Below are 24,173 nucleotides of genomic sequence, written 5' to 3'. Positions count from 1 at the left end.
CGTTTCTCTTTTGAATAGCTGGTCTGTCTTTGTGGCTGAAGCCATGCCCGGTGGACCTTTTTGAATACCCTGTACCTCACATTGCCCGCAATTCAGGATTGAGCGGAAAAGTGTTTCGATGATCCCTGGCTGCATGGGGCGTACAATTTTCCTTTCCTGTCTCTGTTGCTCGTGAAGCGAATCTAGTTATATTCTTCATCACTCCGAATGATGCTGGTTCATGTACCAAATTATTCATTTGCAGTATAAAAGGGTGGGGACTCCTATCGTGCGACATTCCCAAACATTTGAGATGGCCAAGTTTTTAGCGGACTTGCTGGATCGCCGCTATATGATTCCGGGAACTTCAATCCGGATTGGTTTGGATCCCGTCATTGGTCTCATTCCCTATGTGGGTGATGTCATCGTGAGTTTCGCTGGCGCATGTATTCTTGTTGTGGCTGCTCAGTCGCAACTTCCCAAAATCGTGTTAGTCCGTATGAGCCTGAACATTGCGATAAACGGCATGATCGGTGGCATTCCCATTCTCGGTGATCTTTTCTCTATCTGGTTCAAAAGTAATGTCAGAAATGTTGAGCTGCTGGAGCGTCACGTTGTTGGAGATCGTCGTACTTCAACCATAGGGGATTGGGTTTTCGTGGTGGGATTATTGCTAGGGATCGCTTTTGTCGTCGTGGGAACGGTAGTGGGGGTGATCTGGCTTCTCGCGCGTGTCTGGAAAATCCTACAGGGAATGCCATGAATATTCGGTTTATGGTAAGCGAGGAAGGTAATCCCGTGTGTCGACAGTTGATGATTGATCAGATTGAAGCCTGATCTCAAATCTTGAACGGTCATCCACAGATAAGGGGCCTAACCTTTATCATTTTCAGTGTACAGGGCTTTTCATCTCATCCGGCCCTCATGCCCATTCCTGTGTGCCCATTGGGGTTGAACTTTTTTCATGTCAGAAAGTGTGGATATTATTGGCCAATTGCGTTAGGGTTTTTTTAGGCGCATCGCCGGAAGGGATTGTTGGGATGTGGCCAACCAAGAAAAAAATCGTTCTTAAAAATTTCATGTGCGTTGCTTATCATAATTTGGGAAATACCCCATTTTAAATCGGGGTGATGTGTTGAAGGGATGGTTTAATAACTGGCTTTTTTATTTGGCAGACGCGGGAGGGAAAATTATGAAGACTCAACCCCCAATAGTCACCGCAGTCATGTGCTTCATCGCGCTCGCTCTCTTCGCTTCACGAATTTATGCACTGGAGACGGCCAGGGTAAGTGTCAGCACGGCCAGCGTGCAGTCCAATAACAATAGTTTTCAGCCGGCCTTGAATGAAAACGGCCAATTGGTGGTGTTCCATTCTTTTGGGTCCAACCTGGTAGCGGGTGATACCAACGGTGAGCTAGATGTGTTCCTTCGTAACCGGCAGACCGGGGAGACCACACGGGTGAGCGTGGCGACAGGAGGAGCCCAGGGGAATTCCCTCAGTCGAGCCCCGGATTTGAGTGATGACGGAAATTTGGTCTCATTTGAGTCCGATGCTACCAACATGGTTGCCGGGGATACCAATGCAAAACGAGACATATTCGTCCGCGACCGCCAGGCGGCCACGACCACCAGGGTGAGCGTGGCCACGGGTGGGGGACAGGTGAATGGCAACAGCTTTAATTCCTATTTAAGCGGGGATGGTCGATTTGTGGCATTTGATTCGGTAGCCACGAATCTTGTGGCGGGGGATACGAATGGAGTCAGCGATGTGTTTGTGCATGACCGGCAGACGGGCACGACCACGCGGGTCAGTGTGGCAACCGGGGGCGTTCAGGCCAATGGTGGAAGTTTTTTACCCGCGCTCAGCATGGATGGGCGATTCGTGGCGTTTCATTCTTCGGCCACCAACCTCGTGGCAGGAGATACCAATGGAGGCACCGATGTGTTCGTGCATGACCGTCAGACGGGTACGACCACGCGGGTGAGTGTCGCCACGGGTGGGGGGCAGAGCACGGGATCAGGAGGGTCATCGCCTGCCTTTGCTCCCGATATCAGTGCGGACGGGCGATTCGTCGTTTTTGAGTCGGTATCGAATAACCTGGTGGCGGGAGATACGAATGCAGTCAGCGATGTGTTTGTGCATGACCGGCAGACGGGCACCACCACGCGGGTCAGTGTGCCGACAGGCGGGAGTCCTCAGACCAACGAGGAAAGTGTTGAGCCAGCCATCAGCGGGGACGGACGGTTTGTGGCGTTCCTGTCCTATGCCACGAATCTTGTGCCGGGCGGGACGAGTGGAAACGGAGACGTGTTCGTCCACGATCGCCAGACAAACACGACAACTCAGATGAGTGTGTCGACCGCAGGGGTGAAGGGCAATGATTTTAGTTGTAATCCTGCCATCAGTCTGGATGGGCATATTGTCGGAATGTTCTCCGATTCGACCAATCTCGTTGCAGGCGATACTAATGGGGCACGGGATATTTTTATCCGTGATCGTTCTGTGACCTTCGATCTGGATGGGGACGGTAAAGCAGATATTGTTTGGCGCAACACGAGTAGTGGGAGCGTAGAGGCATGGCTGATGAATGGGACGGCCCTGGCCAACGCCGGTTTCCCGGGGGACCTGCCGTTGGCATGGGAGATTGCAAAGGTGGGTGATGTGAATGGGGATGGCAAAGCGGATATCGTGTGGCGCAACACGAGTAACGGGGCCGTGGCCGTATGGTTAATGGATGGGCTGACGATCACGTCGGTCGGATTCCCGGGAAGTAGTCCCACGAATTGGGAGATTGGGCAGATCGGGGATCTGGACAGGAATGGCACGGCGGACTTTGTCTGGCGCAACACCATCAATGGCGCCACAGCGCTCTGGTTGATGGATGGCGCAGCGATTAAGTCCACCGCTTTCCCCGGCGGTGTGCCGTTGGCGTGGCAGATCGTGGGGATTGCTGATGTGAATGGAGATGGCAGGGCTGATGTCATTTGGCGGAAAAACACCGGCGTCGTGGCGTTATGGTTGATGAACGGGTCCACAATCACGTCGGTGGGCTTTCCGGCCACTGTCCCCTCGGGGTGGAACTATGAGGGGTCAGGGGATGTCGATGGCAATGGGACAAGAGATCTGTTCTGGAGAAATGCCAGCAGTGGAGCGGTTGCGGTGTGGTTGATGAATGGAGCGACCATTGCCTTATCCGCTAACGTAGCTAACCTGGCCTCTGACCGGGAAATCGAGCAAGTGGCAGATACCAATGGGGATGGGAGGCCGGACCTCATCATAAGGAATACCGTCACTGGGGCAGTGTCAGTGTTAGTGCAGGGGGGAGGGAGTGGATCCCCCGGTACGAAATCGCTTGACTGGGAAATAAAAAATTAGATCGATCATTTCCTGGAGGATGACTGATCAAGCATCTGACTCCGAAGGGTTCGACTGAGGAAAGCCAAAGGGGTCTGACCTTCCGAGAAGGTCAGACCCCTACTCTCAGGTGCAGATCGGTCAGGTGGTGGCAGAGATGGTGAATAAAATTTTCGGAAAAACCAAGAAAACCTATAGAACCGCGTGTCTACTTGATCGAAGCCTTCTTATATGGGTGATGTCTTTGATCCTGTTTAATATCTCCTATTTCTCCAAGCACGAGATCCTGAAAAGGGGGTGAATCAATTATTGAGATTGACCTCAAGCCGCATGCCCACCACAACAGCGTTATTCCTGCCGGGAACCGTGCCGGGATTAATGACATATTGGAAATCCGGTTGAATGATGAGGTTTTGATTCACAAAGATGGAATGAGTCAATTCCAGCGTGATCTCCGAACTCTCAACCCGTTGTCCTGCCCGTCGTTGAGACTGTTTATAATCATGGCTATTCACCGCGACGGCCACTCCCATCCCGGTTCCATCAATGTTTCGCCCTGGAAATAAGCCTTTATAGACGAACCCACCGCCATAGTACTGGGAAATGCGGTTCACATTGGGGTCAGCCATTCCGGCTCGACCAAAGAGGGTCAGTCCCTGATCTTTGTCCTCCTTTTCATGATACACATCATATTCCGCTAATCCATACATGCCGTAAGTGCCATGTTGTTTGACAGGTTCTCCCGAGCTATTGAACTTGTTGAGTTGATCCAGAGAAGTGGTGTACCCCCAGAATCCGTAGGCAACTTTGGCTTCATATTCAATGGGGGCGGATCTTCCAATCCGACGAAAGGTCAGGCGACGAGGGCTCTCTTTAACCATTTCTTTCTTTGGTTCGGTTAAATCCTCTTTGCTGTATTGGTAATACGCCAGTTCCATGGAACCGAACAAACCATCGTCTTTTCGCAAATGGATGTGTGTGCCGTGAGCGTCATCGGGATTGCCCGGAATGCCATCGGCGACCACGGCGCGAACCATCAGGGAATCGGTCAGGATAGCTTGTGCCCGGACCCCAAGAGAGGTTGAAGGAAAGGTGGAAGGGCCCGTTTTTCCACTGGCCCCGAATTCTGCCCCGGTTCCGAAGGAGCTATTCACAAAAAGTGTGGATGCAGACATGATGACATCGAACTCCGAGGTGACATCATACAGGCCGGCAAGCAGGGAAAATCGTTGGAATAGATTGTGTTGGTACCAGGCTTCGAACAGTTTCCAGGTATTCACGGCCGCAATGTTGCTCACGCCTTGAATGTCCCCGACATATTGGCTGGGATTGTCCCCATACAAACCCAAGCCATACACAAAGACTGTTCCTCTCCAACTAGGAATTAATTTTTTTATATCCAGTGTGAGCAGAAGATCCAGATCCCCGGTGAGAGTGGTTTTTTGCCGGATGCCGCCGGAAACATTGGAGAGGATATCCATCGTATTGGTGGCTTCCAAAAGGATTCCCTCATCCTTCAAACTTTTTCGGGCAGCCTTCGGTTTTTCGATAATCTTTTCCAACTGTTCCATTGGCTGAATTTCTTCAGGAAAGGCTTGCACGGGAAACAACAATAACAAAAAAAATAGCCAATTTAAGGATGGAAGAGTCATGCTTGTCGGGTAGAGTCTCATGCCGGTGAATCAGCCTCCCATGGACTGGCTGTATAAGGTATTGCCGGTGAGGGCGATATTGAATTTTTGTTGATGCCGGGTTTCATGTCCATGTGGGCAAGTAGGGTCAGCAATTGTTTATGGCCTGTCACCATACCCCATGTGCGTTTTCTGATTCCTAGGGATTCTCATTTTTCTGTTTGACCAGAGTCGTGAGATAATAATCAAGGTGTTTGGCAAATAATTGCCGGTCCCGTTGACTCAAGGCCGACGGCCCGCCGGTCTCGACGCCGCTGGCCCGGAGCGTCTCCATGAAATCCCGCATCATGAGGCGGGCTTGAATCGTATCGGAAGAATGCATCTCCCCCCGCGGATCAAGCGCATGGCCACCTTTCCCAATCACCTCAGCGGCCAGGGGAATGTCGGCGGTAATCACCAGATCGCCGGCCTCGAGCCTTTTGACGATTTCGGAATCCGCGACATCAAATCCATCGGGGACTTGGATGGCCGAAATATAGGGAGACGGCGGGGTATACAAGAGGCGATTGGCCACAAGCGTCACCTGCACCGCTGTCCGGTCTGCAGCGCGAAATAAGATTTCCTTAATCACCTTGGGGCAGGCATCGGCATCAACCCAGATTGGCATGGTCGACCTTTATGGTTGAGGGGTGAAAAAAGAACCGCGTGTGTTGGATTTTTTAAAAAGTTCGCCTGTATTGAAAAAAACGAGGAGCGATGGTGTTTCATAAGAACGGAAAGTGCTCGTTCACTCACACTTCGTGACCCAGACGCCGACATGAAGCGTTGATCCTGGGGGCCCCACGAACGATCCTTCAATGGGCGGAATGGATTCGGGCAATCTTGCAACGGCTACGGCAATATGATCGGTTCCGGCCATGGCTCCTACAGTAGGATCAAACCCCTTCCACCCGGCCCCCGGCAGGTAGACTTCGGCCCAGGCATGAGTGGCACCATAATCGGTTGCTGATGGTGGGGCATGAAGATATCCGCTGACAAAGCGCGAAGCAAGACCCAGGCATCGTGCCGCTTCCATAAAGAGTAACGCAAAGTCACGGCAGGAACCAGTGCCGTATTCCAGTGTTTGCCCCACTGTTTGAACGCCAGGTTCTTCCCGCACTCGATAGGAAAGGGTTTGGTTGATGTGGGTGCCTAGACGTTGCAGGAGTGTGTACGTCTGAATCGGTTCTTCCGGTTTCCAAAAATTCGCCATCCATTCAGTCAGTCGATCTTTGGTGTTTTGCTCAGGGTATGCCATGTAGGGGAGCAGCATGATCCGGTCATCGGGTTGATAGGTAAACGGATACGCGACAGCGTAGTCGGCAACGAGAAAGTCGAGTGGAGACTCATTGAATTGCTGGATGATGACTTCGCTCTCAATCACGAGCTGGTTGGCGGGCATATCGAAGGTGGCTGTGGCCACCGAATTGCCTTCTACGTCTCGATTCCAGAGCAGGGTGGCCGGCGGTGTGAGCTTCAGTTTTAATGACTCAATGTGCAGGTCATAGTCTTCCCTCGGACGCAAACGTAAATGATGCGGTCCAAGTGTCACCGCACCCGAAAAATTATAATAGGTCCGATGAAGAATGTTATAGCGCTGCATTGGTCGATTCAATTTTTCAAATCTATTGGGATCAAAAATATTGTTGGACTAAATGGTGGAGAAACGCAAATGACATTATCCATATCCACGTCAAGGAAATAGAGCTGAATTGTGAGATAATCACTAAACCCATTTGCATGTGGATCAATCGTTTTACTGCATTATTAGACAGGCTATTTTGCCGTCTAGGGGTCTCGACGCCCGGATGCAATGGCGATTACATTGATGACTGCGGCAGTGGCCTCCACGCACATAGCAGTCTGACGGAAATCTGCTGTGCGACGGTGTTGAAGGGCAACCGCCAACTTCAATGCAGCACGAACATGGGCACGCGCTTCTTCGTTTGGCCCACCAGCAAGTTCTACAACGATATAGGCCTCAAGCATTCTTCGTGCGTCTGTATCGCTTGGCGTATTGCCATCGATGGATGTGTGCCGCTCAGGAATATATACCGCCTGTGCCAGTGAAATAAGTGCTTCGCGGCATAACAAACCGATGGATTGAAACTGTTCTTCATGCTGGGCAGCAGCGAGATTATTGCGTATTTGATCTACGGTGCGGTCGACCCGAGGCCATCCGGTCAGTGGAGGCGGTTCCCCCATGTGACCCGTGGTACTAGCGCGAACCTGCTCTAGAAAAGGCGTAAAAATGTCTGCAAGAAAGTTGCGTCGTGACTGATAGGATGGTAGATCCCCACTTCGCCACCGGCCATACCATTCCCATAAATCTGAATAGGGAATAGGATTGGGAATCCTTCGACGGCGAAGCTCCCTGTCAACTGTACCAAAGGCTTTTTGATAATCAGGGTTAACTTCGTCGATTCGAGGTCCTCCAGTGGCAACAGAAACCATTAAGCTTCGAAGAGATTCAATTTGTCGAATAAGCTCATTGTGAGTCATTGATTTTTATGTCAGCTAACGAGGGATCCTTGTACGGTAAAGGGAGTTTTTTGCCGCTTGCTCGTATTCCAGGTTTTTTGGATCTTTCTCTCCCTTTTCCTTTGGAAGGATTTCCAATATTAAACCCATCCAGGATTTACAGTGCTTCGGATATGGTGGGCTTCGCATACGCAAAACCCACCATGTCCTTCAAAGAATGTGCCTCAGCTATTTCTTTTTATCTTTTTTTGCCTGTTGATTGGCTTTCTGCTTTTGAGCTTTATCTTTGTCCTTTTTCCCGCCTTTGTCTCCCATGGTGTACCTCCTTTCTTTTTTAGATTGACCGTCTTTCCGTAAAGTGTGGGCCGAACTGTTCCGATAGAACTGTTTATATGCCTTCCATCGACTGGCTTGCCGATTTTTAGACCATCCTTTCTTCCGTCATACCCCTCACCTTTTTTATGGCGGCGTATCCGGATTTTGCGCGCAGCGGAAACCAAGACCTAAATCTCTGTTGGTTGGTGAAGCATAAGAGCGCAATGCGGCTCTCAGATATTCGTCCATTGCGTTCCAATTTCCACCGCGTATGATTTTGCGGGAACTCGCGGGTGTTTCCTCCTCATCACGGTCTAGATTTCGTGATTCATTCCAGTTATCTGCTGTCCATTCACTCACATTTCCGGCCAGGTCATACACTCCATAGGGACTTCTATCCTTTTCGAATGCTCCGACCGGAGAAAGTTTGGATAATTGAAAGTCACCAAATGTGGCGAAATTCGTGAAGTAGCTCGCCGGTGGGTCATTGCCCCATGGATACATGCGTCCGTCAGTTCCTCGTGCGCTTTTCTCCCATTCATCTTCGGTCGGTAATCTCTTCTTGGCCCAGTGGCAGTAGGCTTTGGCCTCGTACCATGTCACACCGACAACGGGGCGGTTGGCATCCTGGGGCATCATGATGTGATCCCAATATTCCGGCGCTGTCCGACCGGTGATTTGTAAAAACTTTCCATACCGTTCAATGGTGACTTCATACTTGTCGATGAAGAAATCTTCAACATAGACCATATACCGAATCCCTTCGGAAATGTCCCCGGTTCCTGAGCGTGATTCTACATGCGTTTCAAACTGTCCTGCAGGGATCCGTACCATCGGCGCACCGTCTTTGCCTGAAATCTCCAGGGATAACGAGTCGTCGCCCGATGGTTCCACGTGCCATCCTTTCAACGCGATCGACAAAATCGCTGTGGGGACTGCATACCCCAGACGTCCCTGAGCGTCTGTCACGACTCCGACCACTTTGCCATTAAGGAGAAGGGGGCCACCCGAATGACCTTCCTCCACTAACGCCTGAAACATCAGATGTGGCCCTTTCCTCCCGCTGATACTTCCGGTTGAGACGGTCCAGGGAGCGAGATTCGGTGGAAATCCGATGAAGGTAATAGTTTCTCCCCCGGATGCCTGGGTGGTCTGATCGAGCGGAAGCGCCATGAGTCCGTCAGGAATGGGATCCGGAACACGCAACGTGGCCAACCCATTCTCATTGGTTCCATCGATGCCTAACACCTGTGAGGCAAACGATTGATGAGGAAGAGGAAAGAACCACACCTGTGGCTTGCTATCTCCGGAAATCACATGTGCGGCAGTCACGATATAGGCGGCGTCCTTGTCGAGCCTCACGATAAATCCCGTCCCGACACTTGGTTGCCCATTTACCAGTGCAGTAATTTTGACGACGCCCGTTTTGAACTCTTCAATCTCTGTGGCACAAACATGACCGGGGAAGAGCAGGAAGATAGAGAGGGCTATGATGCGGGCGATAAAAGGTACCTGAATCCATGAATGGCCTCGCACCCTATTGGACGCTGTCAATGTTCGGTGGTTCTCATCTGTTCTGATTGTTTGAACAACTTTCGGGTTCACCGAATATTTTCTCTCCAATCGGGAGCGCCTTGTTTACTTGCTCAATTTTTTATTTGGCCGCGACTCAGTTTATCATGATCCAAAAATAATAGAATCATTTTGGTGCCCGTCTGGATTGTGAACCGTTCAGACTTGTTCATGCTCTATCGACTGGCTTGGGGATGTTGAGCCCATGTTCTGGTCGAATCATAAGCCAACACAGTCCACCGAGTAGGGCAATGCCGGCGGCGATGCCAAGAGAGACTGACCAGCCGAAGGTGTCAGCCAGCCAGGGCGTCAGTGTGGGGGAGAGGGTTCCGCCCAGGTTGGCGCCGGTGTTCATGAGGCCTGAGAGTGTGCCGGCGTAGGGTTTGGATAAGTCCGTGGTCGAAGACCAGAACGGGCCGACGGTGAAGTAGAGCCACCCCGCGCCGAGCGAGAGAAAACCGATTGCGACATAGGGCGCTTCGATGTTGGCGCCGATGATGATGGAGAGCGCGGCCAGAATCATTCCTGCTCCCCCCACGCTCGCGCGCCCACGATTGATTCCGTATTGTTCGGTGAGACGATCGGTCACCCATCCTCCCAATGGGCAGAAGATGGCCATTGCGATAAACGGCGCCGAGGCGAAGAAAGCACCTTGAAGGATGGCAAAACCCCTCACGTTGACGAGGTAGAGGTAGAACCAGGACATATAGACATAGGCGACATAGCCGAGGCAGGTATAGCTGAGCGTGAGCCACCAGACGGTGGGGGTGGTGAGGATGGCTTTCCAGGGAAGGGTGGTCCTCTTTGATTGGTGACTGGGCGCTGGTTCGCCTTTCTTTCCTGTTCGTAGTGGGGTGGAGGAGTTGGGGGTGTCCTTCTTCCCACCGGTCCCGTTGGCTTTCGCTTGTGAAGCTGGAGGTCGTCCTTCACGTGCTTCGAATTCGGTGAACACATCATGGACCGTTCCCCAGGCCTTGCCGGATCGCCCTTCCAGGGGAGCAGGAGGGTCGGGCAGAGATTCCGAATCTTCGATCAGTTCGGCCTCGGTGGTGTTGACATGTGCATGTTGCCGGGGATGATCGGTTGCGTACCAGTACCACAAGAGCGCGATGCCAATCCCCAAGCCGCCTGCGAGATAAAACGCCGTTTGCCAGCCATAATTGACCATGATCCAGGCGGTGAGAGGTGGGGTGAGAGCTGAGCCCAGGCCGATCCCTCCGATGGTGATGCCAATGCCTAAGCCCCGTTCATTCGGGGGATGCCAGTTTGCGACGGCTCGATTGAAATTGGGCAGGGCGGCGGCTTCGCCGATGCCGATGAGAAAACGCACGACCATGAGTGAACCCATAATCCCGATCAGGTTGGCCAGTGGGAGCGTAGGAGCGACGGCCGTCAACGCTGTAAAGATCGACCACCAGATAAGGGCGAAGGTCAATACGCGACGTGGTCCCCAGCGATCGCCCAACCAGCCACCGGGAACTTGAAAGAGGGCGTAGCCAAAGACAAAAGCCGAAAAGATCTGCCCCATTTGCAGATCTGTGAGACCAAGTGCCGGCATCATTTGGCGAGCGGTGACGGAAATATTTACCCGGTCGATGTAAGTGATGATGCTGATGAGGAGGAGCAGAAAAAGAATTCGCCAGCGGATTCGAGACGGTGGGGGGGGCGATGAAGGCCGGTGCATGGGAAATGAATAGACTACTTGCGGGGGCAGCCAACGGGAAGGCTACCGCCTGCTGCCTTTCCTTCCCGATAAAGCGGATTTGGAGTGGCTTCCTGAAGCGGTTTCTTGTGCAATGAAGGTTTTGGCAAGGCGATATTCATCTTCCTGTGTGGCCACCAGACTATCCAGTTTGGCTTTGAAGATGCGATCGAGCACCCGGCGATAGGCTGGACCTTTGGGAAGGCCCATGTCTTCCAGGTCGTGGCCGGTCACGGTGATGGCGACATGCTGGAACGTGGTGAGATAATCCCGGATCCGTTCCATGGCTGCATGAATCGTCGGCTTGCTTTGCGCCTTGGCCATGAGGAACAACACGAGTTCCTTCGGCCATGGCGTGAGGAGATCGTAGATTTCTGAAGGAGCCAGGTGCTTTCTGTTGAGGGTCCTTAGCAAAGTGGGCTGGGCCTGTAGGAACTCGCCGACGGTTGCGGTGATTCGTTGGGGAAATCCCAATCGTTTCCAGGTTTTGACCAATTCAGGTTTGCCCAATGATTCGAACCAGGCCAGGGCATAGAGCAGCCATCGCTCGGTTCCTGATCTGGCATTTTCCACCTCATGCCAGGCCAGAATTTTTTCTCCGGATGCAAAGAACGTCGGAGCCGGTTCCTTCCATTGCAGTTTGGGATGAATGAAGGTCAAGAGTTTAAATTGACTCAATCGCTGAATGCCTTTGGCCGGCTCGGGTTCCTCTAGAATATGGATCAGTTCATTTCCTAATCGTACCCCGGAAAGCCGGTGAAACAGTTCCATGGTTTGGGCCTGTTGAATGAAATGCTGCGTTTCCTTGCTGATTTGAAACCCGAACCGTTGTTCGAAGCGAATGGCTCGAAAGACCCGGGTGGGATCTTCCACGAAGCTGAGGCTGTGAAGGACCCGAACGATTCTGTCCTTGATGTCCCGCCGGCCCCCGAAAAAGTCCAGAAGTTCACCGGGCGTCCGGTTTAAGCGAATGGCCAGAGCATTGATGGTGAAATCCCGCCGGTAGAGGTCTTTTTTTATTGAACTGCGTTCCACTGTCGGCAGCGCGGTGGGATATTCATAATATTCCGTTCGAGCCGTGGCGATGTCCAGGTGATGCATCTGTGGAATGTTGAGAGCCTTGGGGATTGTAATCGAGACGGTTCCGAATCGTTCATGAATGGTCCATTCGGCCTTCAGTTCCTGCGCTAATGCTTTGCCGAAGCCAATGCCGTCTCCTTCGACCACCACATCCAGATCGAAATTGGGAATGTTCATCAGGAAATCCCGGACGAACCCCCCGACGAGGAAGGCGGCCACTTCCTGGGTGTCGGCCAGTGTCCGAATGGTCTGGAGGAGGGTGAGGAGCGGCGGAGGTAAACGGTTGGCCAATTGTTTGTGAAGATTTGAAGTCCGCAAGGTTGGCGTGGGAACGACGGTAGCTGAAGGGGCCGCTCCGGCAGAGGGCTCGACGTCTCCTGCCTGGGAGGGGAGTGCCTGGTGCATAGCACGAAGCAAATCGGTCCGGCTGAAAATGCCAACGACCTGGTCGTGATCCAACACCGGGACGATCCGCTGATTCCGTTCGACCATATGCTGTTGGACCTCGTCAAATGGAGTGCCGGGTGTGGCCGCAAAGATATCCCTGAGCATGATGTGCTCGATAGGGTGGGTGGCCAGTTTGTGATAGAGGGCTTTTTGTACCGCTTCCCGTGTGGCTAATCCCATGAAGCCGCCCTTGGCACTCACAACCGGGAGGGCGTTGACTTCGTATTGTGTCATAAGGCGTTCGGTCTGTTTGATCGTGGTGTTGGGTTCCACCGTCCTGACAGGTGTCGTCATGAGACGTTTGATGGGGAGCCAGGTTTTGGCTTGTTCCTGCAAAAGGTCGTGGATTTTCTGCTCGACCTCGACGATGGTGAGTCCCTTTATACTGGCGGCGGCGGCCATGGTGTGCCCTCCTCCGCCAAAGGCCTTGGTGATCTGATTCATGTCCATATCGGGATGGCGGCTGCGCCCGATGATTTGGACCTTGCCCTCCATGGCGACAGCGGCGATGATGGCATCGGCTCCGTGTAATTGCGCCAGTTGTTGAACAATCGGGGCCATGTCCTGCACATAGTCCGGCCAGGTGAGGGTGGTGAGCAGAATCCTTCGATGTCCGAGGTTGAGTGTTTGCGCCGATTGCAACAGGGCATGAAATAAGTCCAGTTGTGGGGGTGTCCAGTGCCGGGCGATGTACTTGGTGACCTGGTTTAAATCGGCTCCTGTTTGCACAAGGACCCCACCCATCTGGAAATCACGGGGCGTGGTATTCGGGTAGCTAAATTGACCGGTCTCCTCATAGAGAGCTATGGCAAAGAATGTGGCTTCCTCGGGTGTCCATGTGAGTCCTCTGGATTGAAGTTCTTCGCAGAGGAGTGTGATGGTGGCCCCGACCGAATCCACTTTGCAATAGTCTGCCATCGGGAGCAGGGGATTGGTGGTTTCCAAGGGATGATGATCGTAAATATGAACTGAAATATGTTGATTTTTAAGAGCTTTTTCGAGTAAGCCTAAGCGATCCTGGTGTTGGGCATCGACTAAAATCATGCGGGTGATATCCGCTAAATTCAGACTCGAAAGTGCCGTGAAGGAAAGGGGATGTTCCGCGAGAAAGGATCGCTCACGGGATTGGACTCCCGCCGGGAGGACGAGGTCCGCCTCCGGGTAGAGCTTTTGAGCGGCCACCATTGAGGCGAGGCCATCGAAATCCGCCTCAAGATGCGTGGTAATAATTTCCATGGAGATCCGATTCTAACAGGGATCTTGAATGACCGGAAGTTTCCTAAAAAGGTAAAGAATTTCCTTCTTGAAAATCTTCTGTTGCTTGAGAGGGTCTCTCCATGTTAGATGGGGGCAACTCAGGAGACGATCCATCGCAGATGGATCATTTGTCGATCACATAATCAGGAGGGTGACACATGGCTGCCATGGCTAAGCCCAAGTCAAAGGCCAAGCCCAAACAGAAGCCGACGGGGAAGCAAACCACTCATGCGAAAGCTCAACCGAAGACAAAAGCCAAACCAAAGAAGTCTGTGAAGCCTCAACGATCACCGTCTACCCAAGCGAAGTCCAAGAATACGAAGGTCGGCTCCAAGGCTCGGACCAAGGAACCCGTTAAGGCTCAAGCCAAAGAAAAGACGAAGGCTGGAGTAAAGGGGACATCCAAAACCGTGGCTCAAGCTCAACCACGATCCAAAGCGACGCCGAAAATGGCGGTGAAAGGGAAAGAGAAGAAGTTGACTACATCTGACAATGTTTCGAAAACGACAGCTGCGGCGAAAACGGGGCGGAATCGTACGAAGTCTGCTCCCACCACAAAATCGGAGAAGAAGGCGGCGCCATCTGGAGCCAAAAAGAGCCCGGGAAGGCCTAAAAAAGAATCGGCCGCGGAAAAGGGGCTTGATGCCAAAAAGAGGAAGAACGCTTTCCCCGTTGATGTCAATGCAGAGGAAATTCTTAGCCGGGAACCCGATACGGATATTGAGGATACGGCTCTGCCGGATGACATTGATGCCGAATTGGATATTGAAGTGGAAGCCGATGCCGATATCACTCTGGATTCATTGACTACTGACCTGGATGATGTCACGGATCCTCTGGATGTGGATGATCTTGCGGATGATTTTGATGATGATGAATTTTCCGAGGACTCCACCGACGATGCCGATGAGGATTTGGATTTGACGGAAGACTTATCAGAAGAATTGGGTACGGATAAGTTCTTTCGGGATACCGAATCTAATCATGAGGATGATGAAGAAGAAATTCCTCGCTCCTGGTGATTCCGGCCTGTTATGGGCCAAAGCTCTGCCAGGGTGATTCACTTGGCCATCTCGATAGGTTTGTTCATATTCCCGGTTTTATAGACAAGCCGGGGTTGCTCCCTTCGCCTGAGGGAAAGAAGGGTAGTCTTGCCAACTGAAGGAGGTTTCATGTCGGAAGAACGAGGGTTGCCTCGCATTGGGGATCATGCACCGGACTTTTCCGCGGTGACGACGCAACAGACCGATTTTAATTTTAGCGTATGGCAGGAACAGCATTGGGTGGTTTTATTTTCTCACCCTGCGGATTTTACTCCGGTGTGTACGACAGAATTGATGGCCTTTGCCCAAGCCAGTGACCAATTTCGTCAGCGGGGGGTGAAGCTCATTGGGTTGAGTGTGGATAGTATTCATGCCCATTTAGCCTGGCTTCGCAGTATTCACGATAAAATGGGTGCCACGATTCCGTTTCCTATGATTGCTGATATTGATATGCGTGTCGCAAAATTGTACGGCATGATTCATGCCAATGCGAGTTCCACCGCGACGGTGCGTGCGGTGTTTATTATTGACCCGAAGCGGGTGATTCGGGCTTTGCTGTATTACCCTCTCAATGCCGGACGCAATGTGGATGAAATTCTTCGGTTGGTCACTGCCCTGCAAACCACTGACCGCTATGCCTGTGCGACGCCTGCTAATTGGCGGGAAGGGGAAAAAGTCGTGGTACCACCACCCAAGACCGTTCAGGAAGTCGATCAAGCCTTGGCTAAAACCGAATATGAACATCGGGATTTTTATTTAGCGCTCAAGAACGTGTCTCCGGTTGTGACCCAAAAGCCGGCGGAAGTCAGGGAGCCTCAACCTGCGAAAGCCGAGGCTTCCCAGCCTGATAAACCCGAGCCAGCTCAACCTGCTGAGAACACCTCTTCCTCCTAGGGCTGTCCGAGAAGAGATGGGCGTATACGATTGTGCAGGATTTGGCCGGATTCTCTGATCCTTTTGTTCAATAACTCCGCTTGCCCCAAACGATCACATTATTTGACTCGGTCCGACGCAACCTCGTGACGATCATCTGTTTTCATCAGTTGCGTAGGTGCCAGGGTGGAGGCAGTGGGTTTCCCTGCTTGCCATCCCATGCTCATGTGATGTGGGCATAGATGAAACTCCGGGGAGCAACATATCCTCTGCAGCTCGGCTTGTTGCTTGCCATGCTGGGGCTGTCGTCTATTCATGCCGAGGCCTGTCGTCTTCTGCCGACTCCTTCCGGAAGCGAAAACGTCTTCTGGGTGCATGTTGAAGGACCCTGTCTGCCTGAGGAAGAGGCGGCCTTGGCTGTGAAGGGGGCTGATCTGCTGGAAGCGCTTGTGCAGGGAAAGCGGATTGATCTTGACCACGTGTTGGTGGTTGATCAGGTGATGCTTGATCTTCTGCCCGAACAGGATCTTTCGGAATATCCTGCCATTCCCCCGTCAGTGGAAAAACTCCTGAACGAAAAAGGTATCGCTGCGGTTCGTGTCATTCCAGAAGCAGTTTCCATAAGAAATTCTCGCTTTGAAAAAGTGCTTGCTACCAATCTGGTTGAAGGGGCTCTCCTAATGCTGGGGACGGTAGATTTCACGGGAACGGTCTTTCAGCAATCTATTGATCTTTCTAAGTCGGTGTTTGTGGGCCCGGTGCGATTTTCAAACGCGCGGGTTGATTTTGAGGGGTTTTTTATTGGATCTCACTTTGTCCAAGGCGTAGATTTCTCTCAGGTCAATTTTGGGACGCATTCCCGTTTTCACAAGGCGCAATTTCGTGATCGGGTGACCTTTGCCGACGCGCATTTCACAGGAGTTGCTGAGTTTTTGGAAGTCGAGTTCCAGCAGGCGGCAGATTTCTCCCGAACGGCTTTTGCCAGTGGAACAGGCTTCTCAGGGTCGGTGTTTAAAGGTCCTGCCGATTTTTCAGCCATTTCGGCCGTACATGAAATCTATTTTCGGTTTACCGAATTTCGAGAATCGGTGACGTTTGCCCAAGCGCAATTTCAGGCGGTGGTTGATTTTTCAAACGCCAGGTTTGATGGAGCCAAAGATTTTTCCGGAGCCGAGTTCCGTACGGTGCCGGAATTAACCGGAAGTAACCTCCCGCCTGATGTGGTTTCGGATCAGAATGGCCGGAGGCTCTATGGCCAGGTCGGGATTTTTTTGGGGCTGGTTATTCTCGTGCTGTGTTACCTCTGGCTTTCCAAAGGGAAGAAGACGGCTTAGAGAGGTCTTAACCACTATATTTGGTTGGGATATTGCGGCTTTATACAAAAGATGGTATACCAATTCAAATATCTGCATTGTGGAACCCAGTCGAAAGGCTCTTGATTGGAATCCGTCCCCTCCCTGGTTGTTTCCGACCTTGAAGATGATGATGCGTATCAGGTCAAACTTGAGGCCTTTACCGGCCCCATGGATTTGCTTCTCCACTTGATTCGGAAACACCAAATCAACATTTATGATATTCCGGTGGCGCTGATTGCTCAGCAATATTTGGAATATTTGTCCATGATGAAGACGTTGAACCTGTCTCTGGCTGGGGAATTTCTGGTCATGGCAGCCACGCTGCTTTATATTAAATCCCGGATGCTCCTTCCCAAAGAGGAAAAACCGGAGACGGAAGATGAGGAAGGTCAGGATCCTCGTGCGGAATTGGTCCGGCAATTGGTCGAATATGAACGTTTCAAGGAGGCAGCCGGGAGTCTGGTTATTCGTGAACGTCTTTGGCGGGAGTCCTTTTCTCGCGATCCTCTTCCCCTTCCCAAAGAGTCAGTGGTCGAGGAGGATATGGCAACGGAGGATCTCCAATTATTTGATCTTCTGAGTGCATTCCAGGACGTTCTGGATCGAGCTCCAACTAATGAAATCGTTGAATTGTCAAGGGAAACCTGGACGGTTCAGGACCGTATCCAGGTCATCTTGGAGCGGTTGGAAGTGGAGTCGACCGTTCCTTTTGAAGGGTTATTTGAACATCATTGGTCCAAGCCATTAGTTATCACCACATTTCTGGCCCTGTTGGAACTGGTCAGGATGAACCTGGTTCGATTGTTTCAAGGAGAATGGTTGGGTCCTATCCAGGTGACCAGGCGTTTTGTTCCTGCCGGGAAGGCTGATGATTCTACGGGAAGTTTTCCTATGGATTCATTGTGACATGTATGTGCCGGGGATTGATCGGAGGACGCATGGGGGATTCTAGGTATGGTCTGAGCAAATCAGGCAGGGGGCAACGTGGAATGATCGGGTTCAGTCCGCAGAGGAGGACTCAATAATCATGGACGCACTCACCAATGGACACCAAGTTTCGGACATGCTCGATGCGGAGGTGACGGAGGAGCTTACGATAAGTGAGGTCTCAGATGAAGGCCGGGACGCAGAAGGGGTGACGGATTCCGAAATCGTGGACCAGGACCCGGCCTTGGATGTTGGAGAACTCAAAGCGGCGTTTGAGGCGATGCTTTTTGTTTCGCATGAGCCTCTGAGTCTTGAGAAGCTGGCTCTGGTTCTCGAAGGGGTGCCTAAATCGTCCCTTAAAAGCGCAATGCAGGATCTTCAAGCGGAGTATGAGACGTCGGGCCGTGGTTTGCAAATTTTGGAAGTGGCCGGCGGATATGTCATGGTCACGCGACCCGATCAGAGTCGGTATATTAAACGATTGACCAACAAGGCCAAACCGGCAGCCAAAGTTTCCCGGTCGGCACTGGAGGCCCTGGCAATTGTGAGTTATAAACAGCCCATTACCAGAGCAGATATTGAAAAAATTCGTGGTGTGGAAACCTCCGGGGTATTGCGTACCCTCCTGGATCAGAAGTTAATTCGAATCGTCGGGCGACAGGATATTCCAGGCCGACCGATTTTGTATGGAACCGGCAAGCAGTTTCTGCAACGTTTTGGTCTGCGGGACTTACGAGATTTGCCTCCGCTAAAAGAACTCAAAGAGTTGGGTAACCCGGAACAATTTCCTATGGAGCTTCCCTTTGACGCTGAGGAACAGGAGGGAGAGGCCCGGGTTACCGATCTTTCTGCTTAAATAGACTGAGGCCACGCGTCCTGCTGTGGTCTGCTTGTTTTCCTTCCTGTGTTCTCTCAGACAAGGGTTGCCTGCCATCCTCATTGGGAGCAAAATGAGTTTCTATGCCGTTGTTGCTACCTGAAAAGAAATCTTCTTTGGGGCCCGATTTAGCCAAAAAATTGGGCCAGGATAAAGTTCGGTGGGATTGGGCCACGCTGAAAGCCTATTCCGTCGATGCCAGTATCTACAAAATTCCGCCCCAAGTTGTTGTCCTTCCTGAAACAGAAGAAGACATTGATGCGTTGATGGAGTATGCCGTCAAGGTTGGAGTGCCTCTGACTCCGCGGGCCGCCGGAACGAATCTGACCGGATCAGCCATCGGAGCCGGCATTATCGTGGATATCTCCCGAATGAACCGATTGCTGGAAGTGAATCGGGACGAGCAGTGGGCGCGGGTGCAACCAGGCCTGGTGTTATCCGAATTCAATAAGCAGTTGTCCCCTCTGGGGTTAATGTATGGGCCGGATCCTTCAAGCGGGGATATGTGTAAATTAGGCGGCATGTTCGGTAACAATTCGGCTGGTCCCCATACGCTCCGCTATGGATCGGTCAAGGACAACGTCCATACGCTTCGGATTCGGCTGCTTACTGAGGGTTGGCTTGACGCTCAGTCCGTTTCTATTGGAGGCCCGGCTCATACCTCGTTATTGAAAGGGTTTCCATCGCTAAAGGCTGTGTGGACCATGATTCAAGAGGACCAGGCGTTGATTCGCGCCAGGCGTCCAAAGGTGAGTAAGAACAGTTCCGGCTATAACGTCTTTGATTTGGTCGATGGATTGGAACGGGGCGTATTTGACGTTCAAAAACTATTTATCGGGAGCGAGGGAACGCTTGGCATTATGAGTGAAGCCACTGTCAAGTTGGTTAAACGACCTGATGCCACCGTGACGGGGCTCATCCATTTTCGACACCTGGAAGGTATGGGCGAATCGGTTCCCCACTTATTGGAGTTGAACCCCAATGCCTTGGAGGTCATGGATGGAAATTCCTTGGATTTGATCGGGCGAAATCGCTATGGCATTCCATCAGATGCAGCGGCGACGCTGCTCATTGAATTTGATGAGGGCGGAGGCACAGACCGTCGGCATCGTTTGATGGAGATGTGCGAAAGGTTTCCGCTCACCGGAGAGGTAAGGCTGGCGTCGGATCCAGTCCAGCAAGGGGAATTGTGGAAAGCCCGCAAGGCGTTGTTTCCGATGCTCTATCGATTTGATCCCCAAAAAAAACCAATCAATTTTGTCGATGATGTGGTCGTCCCGGCCGCACGCACCGGAGAGTTGATCCGGTATCTGGAGGAGTACTTTGGAGGACGATCGGTGCCGGTCGCCATCTTTGGACATGTGGGAAATGGCAATGCCCATATTGTGCCGCTGCTTGATTTGCACAATCAACATGATGTTGAGGCCATGGTCGAGGCTCACCGGGAGATTCACCAGACGGTCTTAGAACGGTTTGACGGGTCGATTTGTGGAGAGCATGGAGACGGGCGTATTCGTGCCGAGACCGTTCGCTTGATGTACGGCGAGGAGGTGTATCAGATTTTTGTGCGAGTAAAGCAGGCGTTCGATCCACAGGGGATGATGAATCCTGGTGTGAAAATCAGTGATACCTCGTTTACGGAACATATTGATCTAGAGCGCATGGGCAAACCCTGTGCAACTTGCGCAAAATGTAACTCTGTGTGTCCGGTGTATGATGTGTTTCAGTCAGAGGATATGAGTGCGCGCGGGTGGTTCGAGATTGTGACGGCTTCAGATTACTCCTATCTTCAATCCGAACGGGTGGTCGACGCCTGTTTGAATTGCAAGTCCTGCCGGACTATTTGTCCGGCGGGGGTCGATGTGTCCGAATTGATTCTGCAACGGCGGGCGGAGCATCCCAACGGGCTGGCCGGGTGGGTCTTTGCCCTCCATGCCCGTCAATGGATTTTTCATCCCCTGTTAAAGCTTATGGCTTGGACCCAGTCGCTATGGGATCGTCCGGTTCTTCGAGGCATATTGGAAAAGCTGACTCGGCCTTTATTGCGAAAGTTGGCTCCTACGGCAAAGATTCCCCGAGATATGGTTCTACCGACGTTTGCCAAACGGCACTTGCGTGATCGGTATCCTGAACTGTGTCATGCTGAACATCTCCGGCAGGCCTCAATTGCGTATTTTCATGGGTGTGCGGCCAATTATTTTGAGGATGGAGTCGGGGATGCAGTGATCGGACTTTTAGTGGATTACGGAGTGAAGGTGGCGCTCCCTCCTCAGCGATGCTCGGGGACGCCGATTGAAACCTACGGGTTGCGGGATTTAGTGAAAGAAGGCGCCCGAGAAAATCTGGCTCACCTGGCATCGTATGCCACAGTGATCACCAGTTGTGCTTCGTGCACGTTAAGTTTGAAAGATTATGCCACGCTGTTTCATGGAGAGCCGGAGGAAGCCGCCGCCATTGATTTATCTAAACGCGTGAAGCATATCTCAGAATTTCTTGTTGAGCGGGGGATGTCGTCAGCCATTATGCCATCAGCCCGGGTATCCGCCGATGGGAAGTTGGAGAAGGTGACGTACCATTCTTCGTGCCATCTTCGTGCTGCGGGTGTGTCCAAGGCTCCCAGAGACTTGTTAGCCTCTGTGGCTGACCTTGAATTTGTCGAAATGCAGGATGCTGATCGATGCGCGGGAGGAGCGGGCACCTATATCGTCAAAAATTATGAAACCTCTCAGAAGATTTTTCAGCGTAAGAAGCGGGCTATTCAAGAGAGCGGGGCCCAGGTGGTGGCAACGAGTTGCCCAGCATGTATGATTCAGTTAAAAAATGGACTTCGTGGGATAGCAGAGGTCAAGCATATTGCGCAGGTCATGCGGGAGCATCCACTGAGGAAATGAAGGTATCAGAGAGGGTGCTCGGGCTGGATATCATTGTGATGTTGGAGTCGGGATGGATTTTCATTTTTGTATGAGGAACATCGAATGGTAAAAGTATTGATATTTGGCCTTGCACTTCGTGAAGCGGTTGAAGACCCGGAAGTTGAAATTACCTTGGAAAACGCCAGCACTATTCGGCAATTGCTGGAAAATTTTCCCGATCACTTTCAAGGGTTAATGCCTTTTCTCCAGGCCAATGAACTCATGTTGACGATTAATCAGAAAATCTCCACCTTGGATGCCATGGTGAAAAATGGGGACACCTTGAAAATTACTCACCAGGGAGGTGATCACCATGCGGATGGGGCGATGTGGCAGAATCCTTAGTAAAACACGGTATGCGATGCATCCTTTGTTTGGCAGGAGGAAAGTGCGGTTAGGTTTTATTTTGTGAAGGAAGCGGAGCCTCCTCGTCACATTTTTTGCAATTGAGGATGGTTTTGAGATGGGCTCGACGTCCTTCTTGTGTCAGAACCCAAGGACGAAAACTAAGGGGAGGCTGGTGTCGAACATGCTGCCCATGGCCGCAGGCCAGATCTGCCACCCAATCATCCATATCATCTTGATGAAATCCGATAATGGGTTGGTTCATGTTCTCTCAGATCTTTATGATGTGGGACGATCGTGAATTGAGAAATTATTTGCCAAAGACATCCTTGAGTAAATCTGTAACGCGCGCTGAAGGGTTAGTCCTGATTTTTTCCTCTTCCTGAGCTAGTGTGTGAAATAGCCCGTCCAAACTTTTTCCAACCACATAATCGTCGAGATCAAATGCCGGGACTTTGACAAACGGTAGCATGGAATATTGTCCCACCAATTCCTTGTATTGCGTGGTGACCCCGACTTGGCTCATCGTCTTCTCCACTTCAGGTTTAAACGCTGTGGCTAGTTGATTGCGAGTTTTACCTTGGAAATAATTGGTCGCGGCGGTATCTCCTCCATCCAGAATTTTCTTGGCATCGTCAAAACTCATGTTGGTGACCGCATCTTTGAATATGGGTTTGGCCAGGGGAGCAGCCTGCTCGGCGGCCCGGTTCATACTAACCACCAACTCATCAACCTGGGGCCCGAATCCGGCCACTCGAAGGGCTTTATCCATGGATTGTAGTTTTTCGGGTAGCAAGATTTTAATGGCTTCATTTTTCAAATAGCCGTCAGCGGTCCCGGTGAGTTTCACCGCATTTTCGGTTCCGACGATCAGCGCTTCTTTAAGGCCAGAGACTATCTTGTCATCTCCGAGAGTTTTTGCGCCAGGCAGAGACAATTTGTCGATCTCTTTCATAAAGTCACCAAATTGTGCGAAGGCGACTTGCGGAAGGAGCAAGAGGAGAATACTTAAGATGACGGGAGGTATGATCATTGCTCGCTCCTCTTCTGAAAAATGAAAAAAGAGGCTGGGAGGGTAAAAGGAGTAAAATGAAATACGGGGAAAAGAATTTCAGAAACGTTGCATCTACAGTTTCTCTTCTTGTGAGATGGGACCCACAAGGAAGAGGGGGACGTTTACGCCCTGGGATTATCCTGGGGAGGATAGACTAAAAAACATAAGCAGTCTTCGAATCTCAGGAGGCAAAATCCAGCTCTTCCTCATGGGTGGTTCAGAAGCACCCTCAAGTGCGAAATGCCTCAAGCTATAGGAGTACAACTCATCCCGGATCCCTTGCCTTTATTTGATGACGCTAAAGGCCTAGAGAGGAGTGGACGAGTCTTCTTCTTCATCGCCTCTCGTTGCGGGTTGAGGCGGTTTTCCAGAATTACTGGATCAATGACTTCTCCGCATTGCAGGCACCGTTTGGTCAGGATTTCCATTCCACCGGCGTCATAATTCACATTCATGCACCAATGGGAGACCATAAATCCTCCACATCGTGTGCAGGTGTCCGAATGCCTTGGATCCACCGTTTGAGTACTGGGAGCGGAGTGATTTTCTTGTTTAATGGGACTTTTCCCAAGTGTTGGGGTCTTTTTCTGAATTCCGAAATGTCCCATATGTATCTCCTTTTTACTGTTTCTCCTGACATATGTATGAAAGCGTCCTGTTGGTAGATATAGCTCTTTGATCTTAAGTCAAGATTAATCTAATATTAAAAAATCCTCATAATTCTATAATGGGAAACATCAGTAACATCCATAAAAGTGAAAAAACCTCTAAAAATTATATAGATTGAAATTAAATGACGTACTTGTTGGTAGTTATTTTTATTTAAGTAAAGTTATCGTAAAGTAAAAGATAATTAATGAACCCTCCGGAGGGGTGCTTCGCTAATTAAAACCCGGATGGTTTGGGGGCCAAAAAATAAAAAATCAGAC

Annotated in this window: 19 protein-coding genes; 9 read left to right on the top strand and 10 right to left on the bottom strand. The window is 51.3% G+C overall.

Annotated features, from left to right (window positions below):
* Positions 1-220 precede the first annotated feature (220 nt).
* Together H6750_15995 and H6750_15990 are read left to right on the top strand one after the other, a co-directional pair.
* On the top strand, positions 221-742 hold the full coding sequence (locus H6750_15995) for a DUF4112 domain-containing protein (protein MCB9775809.1): 522 nt from the start codon (positions 221-223) through the stop codon (positions 740-742).
* 429 nt (positions 743-1,171) lie between these two features.
* The gene (locus tag H6750_15990; GenBank protein ID MCB9775808.1) at positions 1,172-3,355 is read left to right on the top strand and encodes a VCBS repeat-containing protein; all 2,184 of its coding nucleotides are present in this window, start codon (positions 1,172-1,174) and stop codon (positions 3,353-3,355) included.
* A gap of 281 nt (positions 3,356-3,636) precedes the next feature.
* Here the strand turns inward: H6750_15990 and H6750_15985 are convergent, their stop codons facing one another.
* The 7 genes from H6750_15985 to H6750_15955 form a co-directional block, all read right to left on the bottom strand.
* Complete coding sequence (locus tag H6750_15985) at positions 3,637-5,007, bottom strand: carbohydrate porin (protein ID MCB9775807.1); 1,371 nt, start codon at positions 5,005-5,007, stop codon at positions 3,637-3,639.
* Positions 5,008-5,164: 157 nt separating this feature from the next.
* Positions 5,165-5,632 (bottom strand): YaiI/YqxD family protein, encoded by a 468-nt coding sequence (locus H6750_15980; GenBank protein ID MCB9775806.1) that lies wholly within the window; start codon positions 5,630-5,632, stop codon positions 5,165-5,167.
* A gap of 120 nt (positions 5,633-5,752) precedes the next feature.
* The gene (locus H6750_15975; protein MCB9775805.1) at positions 5,753-6,607 is read right to left on the bottom strand and encodes a transglutaminase family protein; all 855 of its coding nucleotides are present in this window, start codon (positions 6,605-6,607) and stop codon (positions 5,753-5,755) included.
* A 185-nt stretch (positions 6,608-6,792) separates the two neighbouring features.
* Entirely contained in the window at positions 6,793-7,506 is a 714-nt protein-coding gene (locus H6750_15970; GenBank protein MCB9775804.1) for a hypothetical protein, read from the bottom strand.
* 438 nt (positions 7,507-7,944) lie between these two features.
* Positions 7,945-9,405 (bottom strand): SUMF1/EgtB/PvdO family nonheme iron enzyme, encoded by a 1,461-nt coding sequence (locus H6750_15965; protein MCB9775803.1) that lies wholly within the window; start codon positions 9,403-9,405, stop codon positions 7,945-7,947.
* A gap of 136 nt (positions 9,406-9,541) precedes the next feature.
* On the bottom strand, positions 9,542-11,056 hold the full coding sequence (locus H6750_15960) for an MFS transporter (protein ID MCB9775802.1): 1,515 nt from the start codon (positions 11,054-11,056) through the stop codon (positions 9,542-9,544).
* A gap of 42 nt (positions 11,057-11,098) precedes the next feature.
* Positions 11,099-13,837, bottom strand: a complete 2,739-nt coding sequence (locus tag H6750_15955; GenBank protein MCB9775801.1) for a CBS domain-containing protein — start codon at positions 13,835-13,837, stop codon at positions 11,099-11,101.
* Positions 13,838-14,016: 179 nt separating this feature from the next.
* Between H6750_15955 and H6750_15950 the strand changes: the two genes are divergently transcribed.
* From H6750_15950 to H6750_15920, 7 genes are all read left to right on the top strand, one after another.
* Positions 14,017-14,880: a hypothetical protein gene (locus H6750_15950; protein ID MCB9775800.1), complete on the top strand. Its 864-nt coding sequence runs from the start codon at positions 14,017-14,019 to the stop codon at positions 14,878-14,880.
* A gap of 150 nt (positions 14,881-15,030) precedes the next feature.
* The gene (locus tag H6750_15945) at positions 15,031-15,795 is read left to right on the top strand and encodes a peroxiredoxin (GenBank protein MCB9775799.1); all 765 of its coding nucleotides are present in this window, start codon (positions 15,031-15,033) and stop codon (positions 15,793-15,795) included.
* Between the two features lie 221 nt (positions 15,796-16,016).
* A complete protein-coding gene (locus H6750_15940; protein ID MCB9775798.1) occupies positions 16,017-17,108 on the top strand; it encodes a pentapeptide repeat-containing protein in 1,092 nt (363 codons plus the stop codon).
* 105 nt (positions 17,109-17,213) lie between these two features.
* Positions 17,214-18,035 (top strand): segregation/condensation protein A, encoded by an 822-nt coding sequence (locus H6750_15935; protein ID MCB9775797.1) that lies wholly within the window; start codon positions 17,214-17,216, stop codon positions 18,033-18,035.
* Positions 18,036-18,192: 157 nt separating this feature from the next.
* Positions 18,193-18,912 carry an SMC-Scp complex subunit ScpB gene (gene scpB, locus H6750_15930; GenBank protein MCB9775796.1) on the top strand — a complete coding sequence of 240 codons (720 nt, stop codon included), beginning with the start codon at positions 18,193-18,195 and terminating at the stop codon, positions 18,910-18,912.
* Positions 18,913-19,016: 104 nt separating this feature from the next.
* Positions 19,017-21,824 carry an FAD-binding protein gene (locus H6750_15925; GenBank protein MCB9775795.1) on the top strand — a complete coding sequence of 936 codons (2,808 nt, stop codon included), beginning with the start codon at positions 19,017-19,019 and terminating at the stop codon, positions 21,822-21,824.
* 84 nt (positions 21,825-21,908) lie between these two features.
* On the top strand, positions 21,909-22,190 hold the full coding sequence (locus H6750_15920) for a MoaD/ThiS family protein (GenBank protein ID MCB9775794.1): 282 nt from the start codon (positions 21,909-21,911) through the stop codon (positions 22,188-22,190).
* Between the two features lie 49 nt (positions 22,191-22,239).
* On the opposite strand, the gene H6750_15915 is transcribed toward H6750_15920, so the two are convergent.
* The 3 genes from H6750_15915 to H6750_15905 form a co-directional block, all read right to left on the bottom strand.
* Positions 22,240-22,455: a DUF3565 domain-containing protein gene (locus tag H6750_15915; protein MCB9775793.1), complete on the bottom strand. Its 216-nt coding sequence runs from the start codon at positions 22,453-22,455 to the stop codon at positions 22,240-22,242.
* 45 nt (positions 22,456-22,500) lie between these two features.
* Positions 22,501-23,223 (bottom strand): DUF4197 domain-containing protein, encoded by a 723-nt coding sequence (locus H6750_15910; GenBank protein MCB9775792.1) that lies wholly within the window; start codon positions 23,221-23,223, stop codon positions 22,501-22,503.
* Positions 23,224-23,489: 266 nt separating this feature from the next.
* Complete coding sequence (locus H6750_15905; protein ID MCB9775791.1) at positions 23,490-23,852, bottom strand: hypothetical protein; 363 nt, start codon at positions 23,850-23,852, stop codon at positions 23,490-23,492.
* Positions 23,853-24,173 lie beyond the last annotated feature (321 nt).

The sequence above is a fragment of the Nitrospiraceae bacterium genome (genome assembly GCA_020632595.1).
Classification (GTDB): Bacteria; Nitrospirota; Nitrospiria; order Nitrospirales; family UBA8639; genus Nitrospira_E.
This window is presented reverse-complemented; position numbering and strand designations above follow the sequence as displayed.